The organism is Pseudoalteromonas sp. S558 (genome assembly GCF_005886635.1).
Classification (GTDB): domain Bacteria; phylum Pseudomonadota; class Gammaproteobacteria; order Enterobacterales; family Alteromonadaceae; genus Pseudoalteromonas; species Pseudoalteromonas aliena.
The window spans coordinates 1-12,734 of record NZ_PNDU01000160.1 but is presented as its reverse complement, the minus strand read 5'-3'; the positions used below and the strand labels follow the sequence as shown (position 1 = coordinate 12,734).

The window sequence follows — 12,734 nt, the reverse complement described above, 5'->3', positions numbered from 1 at the left end:
CTCCTACGCCATTAAATCCAGTGACCACCAATCGTTGTCGCTGATTGCTGATGCTTCACCAGCAAGCACTAAGCGGGCTAAATCTAAATCGCCGATAATGTCTGAATGGTATTTTTTAAATTGGGTGTTTGACGGTTCGCTGCGCCCGTCTAGCTCTGCATACATAAATGCTAAGTCGTAAAGCTCACGGGCATATGCGTAATGCTTTTCGGTTGGGGCAGGCTTAATAGCCGATTTTGGCGCCTGCATGCTTAGTTGCTCAAAGCTGTGCAGCTCGCGTTCTTGCATGTAGTACACGCGGTTGCCGCTGATCACGTTGCCGCCTTGGTTTAGCGCTTGAATTTGCGCAGGGCTAAAGTCGCTTAGCTTGTTTTTACATTTAACCGTGGTTTGTTCGTTATTTGAGGCGTGTTTTTGCGCTTCGCTATTGGCTATGTAGTCAATAGCGTGCTGGCGTTGCTCTTTTTGCTGCGCTTTTTCGTCTAATATGACTAAATGACCGTCTTTTATTAGGTAAATAAGGCCGTTATTTTTAACCCGCTTACCTGCTAACAGATCCTTTTTAACGCTTGCGATCTGTTTTTTTGTAAAACTGATCATATCTAACAATAATTCGTCTGTATGCCCTACAGCTAAAGGCGTACGATTATTCCCACTAGTCCAAGGTAGGTCGGCTGCGCCGACGTTGTTAGCATCCTGCCCATCAATTGCAGCGGTGTTATCGTTTGCTGCGGTGCCTATGGTTTGCTTAGACCAGGTATGTAAGCGAGTTACCAACGTGCAAAGGCCTGTTGTATCTTCAACGCCTTTTAAGCGTTTGGTAAATTCGGCGTATTCGTTACCGTATTCGGTGTGTTGGTAGGCAGGTTTAAAACGGGCATCGCGGCCAATACCAAAGCCACCCATTAAGGTAACAAAGGTTTTAAAGTCGCCAGCGTCGGCGGCTTTACGTACTTGTTCTAGTTGCTCGTTGCCTTGCACTTCTTCGCGCACTCGGCGCAATTCGCGCCAAATAGTAATAGAGGGTGATTTTTGAAATTGAAACTGCCTAATACCCCACGTGCTGGCCCATGCTTTAACTGGGTTAACTGCTTGGGTGAGCTTTTCGCCTGTTTCTGCGTCGTACTCGTTTGCCAGTGCGAAGCCATCAATATTTTTGCTTACGTACTTAGCAACGTAGGCTGCTGCGCCGCCTGACTTTTTACCATCTTTGCCAATTTGCGCAGGGAGCATTTTAATAGCTGTGTAGCGCGGGCTACTCGGAAAGTAGTTTTTAATCGGTGCACGTGTGTACACTTTTTTAGATTTGTTTAAACCCCAAATACGGCGCGCTTTTGTGTAGCGGGCACGTAATGCTTTGCGGTTTTTAAAACGCTGAAAAAATACCTCGCGGTCGTCGCGGGTAAAGTAGCGGCGTAATAAATGGTTAACTTGGTCGTAGTAACGCGCTGGCATCCATAAAAGCATATGCCAGTGAGTGCAACCGTCGGCGTGTGGCTCAGCTACACGAATGCCAAAATACGGTATTTCAAGGCGGTCTAATTTGGCGCGCGCTTGCGAATAGAGTTTGTTTAAATAAAGGCTTGCGTCTTTTGGGGTTGACCCATCCCACGTTGGCGAATTTGCATGAAAACGGCTAGGCGCTGTAATGTTATAAAAGCCACCGGTATAGCCCATTTCGTCGGCCAGTTCTTCGGTTTCGCGTATGCGTAGCATTAATTCGTTACGCATGTTTTCGGGGTTGGCAACACCTGCTTCTACCGCTTTCATTAGCGATATAACATCGTTTTGTTCGTTTACTAATTCTAGGCTTTCTAGGTAACGTTGCCCGCGTTCGCGGTTTGTGGTGTATTCGGCAACGGCTTGTTTTGAGCAATATGCGTTAATACCACGGCGGCCGTTGCTTTTATTGCCTTTTTTATCGGTGCTGTTGAATAGGTCGCGCCCTACTTCGCCTGTGGCAATTTCTAGGTGTTCAAGGTAACGGCTACGAATAGTTTTAAGCTTACGCGCCCACCACTTATGATCTTGTGCTTTTAAAAGCGCTACTTCTGCATCGGGTACGGTTAAGTAATCGCCCTTTTCAGTAAACTGTAATTGCACAGTAAATTGTGCCGCGTACTCGTTTACTTTTTCGTGTATATCGGTTGCATCCCACGTTGGGTGTTCTTTTGCTAGGTCGGCTATTATTTCGGCCACTTGCATTGCCAATACATTTGCGTGTTTTTTGGTTTTATCTGCGTTGGCCAAAATATGCCAAGGCAGCGGCATAGCATTAGTAATTTGCTCGAGTATTTTTATGCGTGGTTGCAACGTTGCAACTGTGCGGCGTAACCAATCATTTGCTTTAATTTGCTTGCGCACTTCGGCCACTGTAATTGCTGGCTTTTTATGCGCTGTTTTTATATCGCTAAAGTCGTAGTTTTTGCGGCTACTGTTTATTAGCCTTTCGTTGTATTGCTGTTCGGTTTCGCCATTCGCTTTACCGGTGTTTTTAATGTGCGTGTACTTATCAATATAACGTTTAGCTACGCGCATTTGCAGCGGCTTAGGCACGGTAGCTAAACACTTATAAACATGCGCAACTTGATACGCATCGTCAATAGCAGCAATAACCGACATGGCAGACTTAGTAACCTGATCGCCAACCGGCTGCTGTAAATTCTGGCTTGGCACAGGTTGTTGCTTTTTTACGTTGCGTTGCTTTTGTGCAAATTCCATATTACTGGCAGTTTGGCGTACAAAGCTTGCTTGTATACTTGGCTTACGGCCGCTTTGGATTATGTCTTTAACAATAAAATTATGAATATTATTGTTGTGCACTTTTTTAAGCGCCGATTTAGCCGGCTTACTTAGTTTTAGATTGGTTACATCAATGCGGTGTTGTGCAGTTTTAAGCTCATCATAAAACCAAGCGTTTGCTTTTTCGCTTGGGTTTATGGGCTCGTCTTTATACCAGGCATCACTAGGTGGGGTTATTTTGGCAATGTACTGCTTAACCATTTTATATTGGCTATACGCAGTAAAACGGCCAAGGCCGTTTATTAATGTTGTGCGGTGGTCAATGTCGTCAACGGCCTTAACCATAGTTAAAGCCGCTGTTACAACATCAAAACTGACAATGGGCCACATGCTCATTATTAATTAAGCTCAATTTCAATGATTTTAGGCTCACCATGAATTTGTGCGGCGTCTAATGCGCTTTGCATTTGGTCGTAAACTGGCGCGTATTCAATGTGATCAACCGCTATTAATTGCACCACTGGCATTAAGTCAGTTAGGCAGTTTTCACACTCCATAAGCATGCAAACCGTTGGGCGTTTGTTTAAATTGCGAATAGTAAAGTTGGCTTGGTCGATAGCGTGTTCAACAATGTTTTTAAGTAATTGCTGATTTTTAGTTAGATCTTGGTCTTTGATAGTGGTCATTTTTAGTATTCCTTTGGGTGTTGTTTTTGGGCGTTAAATTACAAAAAGTTCAGGGGCTAGCTCGTAGCCTTTGCAAAATACAAAGTGGGCGTATTCGGTTGAATCGGTTTTACTTGGTTTTAGCGGATCAAAGCCTGGGCGCTTACTGTGAACATAAACGGCCGCTAATGGCAGTTTTTGCCACATAGGTTTACGCTTTTGGCTACCTAACCAATTAAGGCGTTGCAGCATGATCACTAAGCCGCCATTAGGAACCATTTTTAGAGCATGTTCTGTAAACTCTTGCGCTACGTTAAAAGGTGGGTTAGTGATAATAATTTGATAAGCAGGCGTATAAGTCGGGTCAATACTTAAAAAGTCACGGCCTTTAAATTTTGCGCGTGAGTCTTCGCGAATGTCCCAGCTGTCCACAGTAAAGTCGTGCTTTTCTAGTACAGTTGGATAACTCATTTCGTATTTGTTACAGCCGCCTGCGCTTGGGTCTAATACAATAGGACCCTCTTCTGGATCAAAAATAAAACGGCAGTTTTCGCTAAAGGCTGCTAAAAAATCTTCAATAAGCCAATGCGGTGTTACGTAGTAATCATCTGCATTGCGCTCGGTTCCTCGATTAGTTGAACTCATGATCAGCCCCTAGTGTGCTTGTTCTATTTTTTGAGTATTTTTAGCAATGCTAAAATCTCGCTTTTGTAAAAAACGGCTTGGTGTCATGGCATTAGCATCAACAAAGGCGGTTACTATTTCTTGAAGCTGTAAAATAGCTTGATGAATTTTAAGGCGCTTTTCACGGTCAAATTGGTGATAGCTCCTTTCCAAGTCACTTTTAGATAGCCCTGCCGAATAACACACAATTACTTGCTGCGGTTTACTCAAGTGCGTATATACATATTCAGCGGTATGACGATCGCTATTAAATAATCCTTTAATCTCAGTAAGCCCCTTTGGTGTTGGTTTTACATCAACAACTTTTAACTGAGTTCTTTCAGGCTGTTCATTTACGTCTGTAATATCGCGTTTTTTTGCAATTTCTAATGCTGCATTTGCCATAGTTATGCTCCTAGTTATTTACGCTTTGCCATTCTTTTTGGCCTGCGTCGTAACGTGCTTGTAAATACGCGCCTAGGTCGTTTACGTTTACCATTGTCGGTGCACGTTCTGAGTCGCGAATTTTAAAAGTGGGTATAGGTAACTGTGCTGCTTTTGCTTTTTGTTCGGCTGTTTTAAACTTAAGGCCTAAATATTCCTCACAAATGTCTTTAAGCGGCACCGCTGGGGTGTTGTATATCGCTAAAAGTGCAAAGGTCATGTTCATGCGGCTGCGCCTTCACCTAATTTTTGTGCCTTAATTTGCTCGCCGTACTCGGCAAAGAAATGCTTAGTGTTCATTGAACGCCATAAATTTATGTCTGACTCAAGCCAAACAACGCTACAATTTGCAATTCGTTGTGACTTAGGAAACATGCCTTTATTCATTAAGTAGTAAATATGCGAATGTGAAATACTGCACATCTCCATTACTTGATCGCGCTTTAAGAACTTTTCATCAGGGCCAACTACTTCACCCTGTAAGTTTTTTCTGTATTTTTCAGTATCCATATTGACCCCTAAGAATTTTTCTTTGGTTCCTAAATGAACCATTTATGTGCTAATCTTTTAAATTAGTTCATTTTTTTAAATGATAATTAAAATCACAAACCAATATATGAGTTTTGGTATCAAACTCAAACCAAATATAGGATCGATTTAAAACCATGTCAACAAATATTGGTATCAAACTAAAACTAATTCGTGAGTCAATGGGTTTTTCACAAGCTAAATTTGCTGAAATGCTCGATATTGGCCTTAGTGGTTACAAGCGTTACGAGTTAGGAAATGAGCCAAGCGGCAACACGATTAAGAAAATAGCTAACCATCCAAAAACAAAAATGTACTTTATGTGGCTATTCACAGATGAAACAAACCCTGAGCTTGGGCAAATTGCGCCAGGTGATTTCATCAGTGAGCAAGGTTTATTAAATGAAGAAGAGTTTGAAAAGCAATTTATTGATACGTCTATTAAATCGTTGCTGATGTTTTTCCATCTTGATTGGTTTAAGGTAAACCCAGATAAAAAGATTGATATTAACGACTGCGGTAAATTACTACTAAAAGACTTAAAACCGATTATTGACGCCCGCGCAAGCAAACCCACCAACAGCCAAAAAACAGCATAAAAAAGCCCGCATTAAGCGGGCTTTTTAGTGTTTTTAAAATCTACTCTAATTAGAACCACATGCTGGTGCATTTATGCCGCTGCAATCCCTAATAGTAACTGTTCCAGTCTGTATAGGAAAAAAATAATTGAGTTGATTGATTTCTACATTAATAGCTCTGGCACTACCTACTGATTGGATCATAATTCTTAAACGGTCTAATCCCTTAGCAGAAGGAGGGACGCTATTTCCGTTCTCGTCGACAACTTCTTCAATTGTTGCCTCAATTTTAATCGGTTGAGAAAGTAATTTTAAGCTGACTTTTACGTAGCCATTACCAGATGAAAAAGGAATTATAAATTGGTCTGGCAGGTCAGTTTTAATTAACCCAAATGCTTTTGCTATTGTCAAGACCGTTGCTTCTGCAGAACGCATAGATGCATACATAGTACTATTCAATTGATCATTAACTTGTGTTTTGCAATATGCACAGTTTACAAATGACCATGGACCAGTAAGACCTGTTCCATCCCCTACTTTTATTGTAGTTGACTGAGCCTCTGCTTTTAAAAATGATATAGAGCTTTTAACATCCTCCATATACCTTTGAACTACTGCAGAAGTTTCTACTAATGTGGAACGAGGCGCAGCAACAGGAGGTCTCGGTGGTGGTAGCGGAGTAGACTCAAGCCAAACTTTATACGTTGATATTTTTTTATTATACAAATCAGCTACGTTTACCGTCTTAGCATTTACGACACCTAAAGATGTATTATTAATATTTCTCATAGCCCATGAGTTTGCTACACTTTGCATCTCTGCACTTGAACACTGGTAACACTCAGCACCATTTATTGTTTCAGCTTGTGCTGACCAAGTAACTATAGTCGAACAAACAAAAAACAAACTACTGATAAACTTCATTACATTCCATCCTTAATGTTATTGATAATCACTCTCATTATAATTAATATTTTTACAATGTAAATATACATATAAGAAAATACATGTTTGTTATCTATTTTTTATATCGGTATAGATATTTAATGAGGCAAATAGCTAAAATTAAATGAAGCTAAATAAAGAATGATCAAAAATAACCCGCATTAGCGGGTTATTTAACAATTTTGAACTGTGGGCGTTCTTGTCTTTGGGGAATGCTTACTGGTTTTTGTAATGCTTGGTTTCTAAAGTTAGTTACACGTTTGTGCCCTACACTGATTGATTCTATTTTATCCCAGTTATCTGGCTGCTCTATTGCTGCAGCTAAGTCCATTACTATTGAATACGCTACGCCGTGATCTTCTTGTTGTTTTATTGCTTGCTGTGGCATGTAATGCTTGAATTTATGCTTTAGCGTAGTTTCAGGCCCTATTGTGTTATGCCCAAATACTAATGAGCATGCTATTGCATATAGCATAATTGAAACAAGCACGATCATTACAAATAAGAGCGCCATTTAAATTCTCTCTTTTATTATTAAGCTATTTATTTTTTTAATTGGGTAGATAGAAACGACAATGAGCGATGCTATGTTTAACAGCACTACACCCGCACTATATGCAGGTGACAATATACTGTTATCGAATAAGCCCCGCATTACAAACTGTGTCATTTGGAGTAGCGCTTGTGCTAACGCCAAATATAGACAAAAACGCGCTGTAATAGAGAATGTACAACCGCGAATAGCATGCAAAAAGAATAGTGTTATTACAAAGGCCATTGAACAACAAAACATCGAGAAGTAAAAAAACTGCCTTAATGCCAGTTTGCTCATTTCTATTGTTATTATGTGTTGGGCAAGGTTTGAGCTTATAAAATGAAATACCATTACTGTGAGCGCTGCAATAAAGCAAGAGTGTAGTGTGTGATCGTTAATTGATTTTAAGCTATTTTTGCCGCCAAAAAATAATGCTTGTCTGTGTTTGCTAAATGTAACGAGTAAAAATATAACAACGAACACTTCTAGCGTTCTAATTGTCCAATCAATAGCGGTTGTAAAATCAATCATTTGGTTTCCTTGGTGGTGTAATTAACCAGCATTAATGCTGGTTAATAAATTAAGCTGGCTTAGTTTAATTTTGGTGGCTCTACACCACCACCGCCACCGCCGTTATCGTCGCCGCCGATGAATGCGGCTAATTGATAATTACATTTGCTGTTGTGCTTCATTGTATTTCCTTCATTTTACTTTAAATAATTTGGCTTTATTGTAGCTATAATTTATTAACCCCACAATAAAGCACTGTATATATATACAGTATAAATTATTTGTTAGCTATTCCCTTTTATTTGATGATTTGAAAATATCACATTTATTTTTGTTTGCAATAAAAACTTACATTTTGTAAGTTTTAAAATAAATGGCTGTTTTTTAAATAGAACTCGTTTAGTATTAACGCTCATTTGGTTGGATGATTATATGTTTAAAAAGAAACTAACAGCAGAGCAGCAAAGAGTAAGCGATATTTTTAAACGCTTATGTGCCGCTTATGGTGTTAAAAAGAATGCCGCTTTAGAGCGTCATTTATCTTTAAGCAATTCATTTTGTACAAATGCGATTAGCAGAGGTGCAGTGCCTTATCAGTTAATTGATAAAACTTGCCAAGCAATGAATATAAATTTTGACTATTTGCTAAACGGAGCTAGTAGCGATAATAAAGCGATTAGTGATTTTGAAACTATTGCGGTAAATAATGGCTTAATTAAAAGCTTGCAGGTGCTGAGCATGAATGGGTTTATTAAAGGTGGTGGCGATGATCCTGAAACGCTACGAAAACTTGCTAAAATTCAATTTGAGTATGTTGAAAAAGAATTTGAATTACAAAAAGACAATAACTAGTTATTGCTTTGATTGTATTTTTTGTAAATTTCAGCAACTTTATATTTTTCTTCGTATTGCTTTAGTAACTCGCCCAAGCTGAGTTCTTGAATTTCTTCTTTTACACTTTCTGACGTTTCGTAAAATTCAATATTTGCGACTGCTGGGTTGTCATTTGTTATTGCTTTTATTTCATTTTTTAACGCTTGAGCTGTATTAAATAAGCTAATAGATTTTTCTATGTCGGTTTCATTTTCTGCTTGTATTGTAAACCACATAGCCTCTACTGATTTAATTCGAACCTGTTCTATAAAAATATTTTTACGCACTACCAAGTAGATACTTATTGCTAACAATACTAATAGTATTGCTATTGCTCCATAAATTAGTTCAAACATTGCCACCCCTTGGCGAACTGAAGATTAAGATACGACCGAACTTAGTTTTGAGAATATACGGAAAAATCATGATCACTGCCAGTGAAAAACTAATATATAAGACTGTAAAACTGTAAATATAATGAAACTGCTCGTACTCTTGTTGTAAATTTAAAACCACTAATTTAACCCATAGCAACAAATGACATGCTGTTAAAACAATAAATAGCCGGTTGACTGCAAAGTATAGTGGCGTAAAAGTATAGCTTAGCTTTATATGTGCTTTATACATGAGAAATAGCGTAAGAACGTTAGAGAGAATAAACCCTAGATATACGTTTTGAGCACTAGCCGCTGAGTTATGATTTTGGACGTACCCAAGCACATATTCCATTAAGAGTGCAGTTAGTAAATAATTAATACAAACAAATGCAATTGTTATGAAATTGCTTAGAAGTTCTTTTTGATTTATTGCTTTGCGTAATGAGTTTATAAGTGCAATTAAAAAAGCCGCAGCGATTATGGCTTGTGATGAGAAAACACTGGTGTATGGTTTTATTACCAACCACTTATTATAAAGTTCCTCTATAAGTTCCATGTTATTCAAGCCTTACTTTTTAAAGTAATGCTAAACGTTTGCATACAAAAAAACCAGCTTTAAGCTGGCTTTTCAGTTTTACTTAGGCTTTTTAGGGTTAAGAATTATGATGCCGCCTGAGTTTTTTGGCTTTTTTGGGTTAAGAATTATAATTCCCCCTGAGTTTTCCAATTTTTGCATGCTTGGTGCTGGGGTTACATCTAAAGATAGCGCGCTAAGTAGTAAAACTGATAGTGTCATTTTATTGCTCCTAAGTTTATTAGATCAATAAACTAGCAATATATGAGCCAAAATAATTTATTTCAGGGTATTAAAATATGCAGGATTCTAATGTATCTGTAGGGCCAAAAATAACAGAGCTTAGTAAAAGTTTAGATGACAGTATGCTTACTAATTCTTCATTTGCTGGAAGGGCAAGTGGCAGAAGTATGGAAGGTGTAGGGATATTTGACGGCGATATTCTTATAATAGAAAGAGCTGCCAAACCGCAAAATGGCGATGTGATTGTTGCCGTTCTAAATGGTCAATATATTTGTAAAATAGCGGACTTAAAAAACAATCAACTTTTATCAGCCAACCCCGACAATTTGCCAGTTAAGCTAACTAAGTATGATCAATACAATATTGAGGGTGTGGTGCTAAGTTCTATTAGGCTGCATAGAACAATGAATATTTTAGGATAGGCTTAATTGGGTTCCCTTGCTTTTTATGGGTACCCTATAGTCCCCCTGATACCTTTTAAAGCCTTTTAATACTTACTTATCAGTCCAATCCAACATAGGCGCCACAGAAAAGCGTCTATCCAAAGTACATTTATCCAAAGCAAACCTCAGGGTATTAAAGTTATTAAGCACAGCTTAAAGGCGCTGCATTTTACACAAAAGCCTAACGGGCATCAATGTTAAGAAAATACCTGTAATCCAAAGTAATGAGCGATGCCGTTTAAAATATTAGTCACGGCAACAGAGCTTAAAATAAGCCCCATTATTCTACTCACAATACTGGCGCCACTGTCACCTATTAACTTGTGAACATGTGTAGCCATCAGCAGTAATACAAGCACAATGGCCAGCACTGCTAGCATCATAGATGACGTCATTAACTGCTCAACCCACGTATATTCTTCATTTCGGGTCATTAAAACGGCGCCTAACATTGCTCCAGGGCTTGCTATAGAAGGAATTGCGAGAGGAAAAATAGCGGTTTCGGTACTGTCTCTGACGCTTTTTATTTCGGTTTCAGGTTTACTTTCACCAAATATCATCGAAAGAGCAAAAATAAGTAATACGATACCACCTGCTATTTGAAATGCCGAAAGTGGAATAGCTATGGCATTAAGTAGTTGCTCACCTGCAACAACAAAAAACAAAAGTACAAGGGCTGAAACCCCCACTGCTTTGAATACAACTTTACGTTTAAATTTTTCATCATCGCCACGTGTAACTGCAATAAATACAGGCACTGTACCAATGGGGTCTATTACCGCAAAAAAGAAAATAAAAATAGCTAATAGTTCATGCATTACTAGGTTTCCTAGATAAAAAGCGTTTAATAAAAACGCTGCAACTACAACACAGTATGTTAGTATATCATGGCAAAGTAAGGATGAGAGAATGATGAATATAGAATCACTCGTAAGTAAAGCAAAACAAGTATGTGATAATCGCGGTGCGCGTTTTACACCGATCCGCGAGAAGGTATTTCGTCTGCTCGCCAGTGCGCAAGGCGGTGTGGGTGCATACGACTTACTCGAACAACTAAAAGTAACAGAGTTAGGTGCTAAACCTGCCACTATTTATCGTGCACTAGATTTTTTAGCGGAACTGGGCTTTATACATAAAATTGAAAGTACAAATGCATTTATGCTGTGCCATCACTTTGATCATATTCATCCTGTGCAACTATTAATTTGCGATACATGTGGTTTTGTTAAAGAGCTTCATTCAACCGTTATCTCACATGAGTTAAATAACTTAGCAGCTGAAGGCGGGTTTGTTGTATCAGGACAAACTATAGAAGCGCATGGTAAATGTGAGTCTTGTAGAGCATCATAATCCCCAAAGTTATTCCTAATGGCTATACTCGTATGATATAACCATTTCATAGCACTAATTTAAGAGAACAAATATGAATGTAGAGTTCATCAATCCTTTTTTATCTTCTTTAATCAATGTATTGAGTACAATGGCTCAAACTCAATTAAAGCCTGGTAAGCCGCGTATCAAAACAGATGAAATTGCGTGTGGCGATGTATCAGGTCTGATTGGTATGGTGGGACCACAAACTCGCGGTTCATTTTCAATTACTTTTGATGAAGAGCTTGCACTTACTATCATGGAACGTATGCTGGGTGAACGCCCTGATTCAATTGATGAAGAAGTCACTGACATGGTTGGCGAAATAACCAATATGGTAACCGGTGGCGCCAAAAATTTATTGGGTGAAAAAGGGTTTGATTTTGACATGGCAACGCCTATTGTAGTATCCGGCCAAGGGCATACAATAACGCATAAAAGTCAAGGTAAAAAAATCATCATGCCATTCACTAGTGATGCTGGTAATGCAAATATTGAAGTTAGTTTCGATAAGCTATGAGTTGGCAACAAAAGGTCATAATATTAAAACCTCGCTCGCGGGGTTTTCATTTAATTGACGACGAAATATTGTCTCAACTCCCTGAGCTTACTACTTACACAGTAGGCTTGTTGCACCTATTCATCCAACACACATCCGCTAGCCTTACTATAAACGAAAATGCCGATCCTACGGTGCGTATAGATATGGAAAGCCATTTCAATAAATTCGTTCCTGAATGCCAGCCTTATTACCGTCATGATTATGAAGGCGATGACGACATGCCTGCACATATTAAAACCAGCACATTGGGCTGTGAATTAACTATTCCTATTTCTAATGGGTATTTAGCACTAGGTACATGGCAAGGTATTTACTTAGGTGAACATCGCAACTCTGGTGGCGCTAGGCGTATTATAGCAACTATTCAGGGGGAGCGGCTTTAACAAAAGCTCTCAGTTTCAAAGTATTAACTCTTCTCTACCTCACTCATACCTTTAAAGTATAACACCTTTATTGTAAGCGCAGAGCTTGCTCTGCGCGAGAAGCTATAGCTTCTAATAACAAAACTTCAATACTGAATATTACATATAGAATAATACCAATCTGCTTATATATGGGGTCTATTTAACGTTAAGAAAATTACGCTAGAACTAGGCAAAAATTTTTGTATCTAGTTGTTCTAAATAAAAAATTTTTAACGACGTTATAGTGCAATTTAATTCGTTAAATTTATCAAATATT

Annotated in this window: 19 protein-coding genes; 6 read left to right on the top strand and 13 right to left on the bottom strand. The window is 38.7% G+C overall.

Going from position 1 to position 12,734, the window contains the following annotated elements; genetic code table 11:
* Window positions 1–3: 3 nt before the first annotated feature.
* From CWB66_RS12235 to CWB66_RS12210, 6 genes are read right to left on the bottom strand one after another with little or no spacing between them, the layout of a single operon-like run.
* A complete protein-coding gene (locus CWB66_RS12235; protein WP_138585597.1) occupies window positions 4–3,138 on the bottom strand; it encodes a replication endonuclease in 3,135 nt (1,044 codons plus the stop codon).
* A 2-nt stretch (window positions 3,139–3,140) separates the two neighbouring features.
* Window positions 3,141–3,428, bottom strand: coding sequence for a hypothetical protein (locus tag CWB66_RS12230; protein WP_138585596.1), 288 nt, complete (start codon window positions 3,426–3,428; stop codon window positions 3,141–3,143).
* Between the two features lie 33 nt (window positions 3,429–3,461).
* Window positions 3,462–4,052 (bottom strand): SAM-dependent methyltransferase, encoded by a 591-nt coding sequence (locus CWB66_RS12225; RefSeq protein ID WP_138585595.1) that lies wholly within the window; start codon window positions 4,050–4,052, stop codon window positions 3,462–3,464.
* A 9-nt stretch (window positions 4,053–4,061) separates the two neighbouring features.
* On the bottom strand, window positions 4,062–4,475 hold the full coding sequence (locus CWB66_RS12220) for a hypothetical protein (protein ID WP_138585594.1): 414 nt from the start codon (window positions 4,473–4,475) through the stop codon (window positions 4,062–4,064).
* 10 nt (window positions 4,476–4,485) lie between these two features.
* A complete protein-coding gene (locus CWB66_RS12215) occupies window positions 4,486–4,740 on the bottom strand; it encodes a pyocin activator PrtN family protein (RefSeq protein ID WP_138585593.1) in 255 nt (84 codons plus the stop codon).
* Window positions 4,737–5,024, bottom strand: a complete 288-nt coding sequence (locus CWB66_RS12210) for an AlpA family phage regulatory protein (protein WP_171037500.1) — start codon at window positions 5,022–5,024, stop codon at window positions 4,737–4,739. The genes CWB66_RS12215 and CWB66_RS12210 overlap by 4 nt, the downstream gene beginning before the upstream one ends.
* 155 nt (window positions 5,025–5,179) lie before the next feature.
* On the opposite strand from CWB66_RS12210, the gene CWB66_RS12205 reads away from it, so the two are divergent.
* On the top strand, window positions 5,180–5,641 hold the full coding sequence (locus CWB66_RS12205; protein WP_138585591.1) for a helix-turn-helix domain-containing protein: 462 nt from the start codon (window positions 5,180–5,182) through the stop codon (window positions 5,639–5,641).
* A gap of 45 nt (window positions 5,642–5,686) precedes the next feature.
* Here the strand turns inward: CWB66_RS12205 and CWB66_RS12200 are convergent, their stop codons facing one another.
* From CWB66_RS12200 to CWB66_RS12190, 3 genes are all read right to left on the bottom strand, one after another.
* Window positions 5,687–6,544, bottom strand: coding sequence for a hypothetical protein (locus CWB66_RS12200; protein ID WP_138585590.1), 858 nt, complete (start codon window positions 6,542–6,544; stop codon window positions 5,687–5,689).
* Between the two features lie 190 nt (window positions 6,545–6,734).
* On the bottom strand, window positions 6,735–7,079 hold the full coding sequence (locus CWB66_RS12195; protein ID WP_138585589.1) for a hypothetical protein: 345 nt from the start codon (window positions 7,077–7,079) through the stop codon (window positions 6,735–6,737).
* Complete coding sequence (locus CWB66_RS12190; RefSeq protein WP_138585588.1) at window positions 7,080–7,631, bottom strand: hypothetical protein; 552 nt, start codon at window positions 7,629–7,631, stop codon at window positions 7,080–7,082.
* Between the two features lie 411 nt (window positions 7,632–8,042).
* Here CWB66_RS12190 and CWB66_RS12185 point away from each other — a divergent pair, with 411 nt between their 5' ends.
* Window positions 8,043–8,462, top strand: a complete 420-nt coding sequence (locus tag CWB66_RS12185; protein ID WP_138585587.1) for a helix-turn-helix domain-containing protein — start codon at window positions 8,043–8,045, stop codon at window positions 8,460–8,462.
* Here the strand turns inward: CWB66_RS12185 and CWB66_RS12180 are convergent.
* From CWB66_RS12180 to CWB66_RS22250, 3 genes are all read right to left on the bottom strand, one after another.
* The gene (locus CWB66_RS12180) at window positions 8,459–8,839 is read right to left on the bottom strand and encodes a hypothetical protein (RefSeq protein WP_138585586.1); all 381 of its coding nucleotides are present in this window, start codon (window positions 8,837–8,839) and stop codon (window positions 8,459–8,461) included. The genes CWB66_RS12185 and CWB66_RS12180 overlap by 4 nt on opposite strands.
* The gene (locus CWB66_RS12175; RefSeq protein WP_138585585.1) at window positions 8,832–9,416 is read right to left on the bottom strand and encodes a hypothetical protein; all 585 of its coding nucleotides are present in this window, start codon (window positions 9,414–9,416) and stop codon (window positions 8,832–8,834) included. Before CWB66_RS12175 ends, CWB66_RS12180 begins: the two co-directional genes overlap by 8 nt.
* 78 nt (window positions 9,417–9,494) lie before the next feature.
* Entirely contained in the window at window positions 9,495–9,656 is a 162-nt protein-coding gene (locus tag CWB66_RS22250; RefSeq protein ID WP_171037499.1) for a hypothetical protein, read from the bottom strand.
* Window positions 9,657–9,733: 77 nt separating this feature from the next.
* Between CWB66_RS22250 and CWB66_RS12170 the strand changes: the two genes are divergently transcribed.
* Window positions 9,734–10,099, top strand: coding sequence for a LexA family protein (locus tag CWB66_RS12170; RefSeq protein WP_138585584.1), 366 nt, complete (start codon window positions 9,734–9,736; stop codon window positions 10,097–10,099).
* Between the two features lie 218 nt (window positions 10,100–10,317).
* On the opposite strand, the gene CWB66_RS12165 is transcribed toward CWB66_RS12170, so the two are convergent.
* On the bottom strand, window positions 10,318–10,938 hold the full coding sequence (locus tag CWB66_RS12165) for a MarC family protein (protein WP_077536035.1): 621 nt from the start codon (window positions 10,936–10,938) through the stop codon (window positions 10,318–10,320).
* A 94-nt stretch (window positions 10,939–11,032) separates the two neighbouring features.
* Here CWB66_RS12165 and CWB66_RS12160 point away from each other — a divergent pair, with 94 nt between their 5' ends.
* From CWB66_RS12160 to CWB66_RS12150, 3 genes are all read left to right on the top strand, one after another.
* Window positions 11,033–11,470, top strand: coding sequence for a transcriptional repressor (locus CWB66_RS12160; RefSeq protein WP_077538837.1), 438 nt, complete (start codon window positions 11,033–11,035; stop codon window positions 11,468–11,470).
* Window positions 11,471–11,543: 73 nt separating this feature from the next.
* Complete coding sequence (locus CWB66_RS12155) at window positions 11,544–12,011, top strand: chemotaxis protein CheX (RefSeq protein WP_077536036.1); 468 nt, start codon at window positions 11,544–11,546, stop codon at window positions 12,009–12,011.
* Window positions 12,008–12,436 carry a secondary thiamine-phosphate synthase enzyme YjbQ gene (locus tag CWB66_RS12150; RefSeq protein WP_138585583.1) on the top strand — a complete coding sequence of 143 codons (429 nt, stop codon included), beginning with the start codon at window positions 12,008–12,010 and terminating at the stop codon, window positions 12,434–12,436. The genes CWB66_RS12155 and CWB66_RS12150 overlap by 4 nt, the downstream gene beginning before the upstream one ends.
* The last annotated feature ends 298 nt before the right edge of the window (window positions 12,437–12,734 follow it).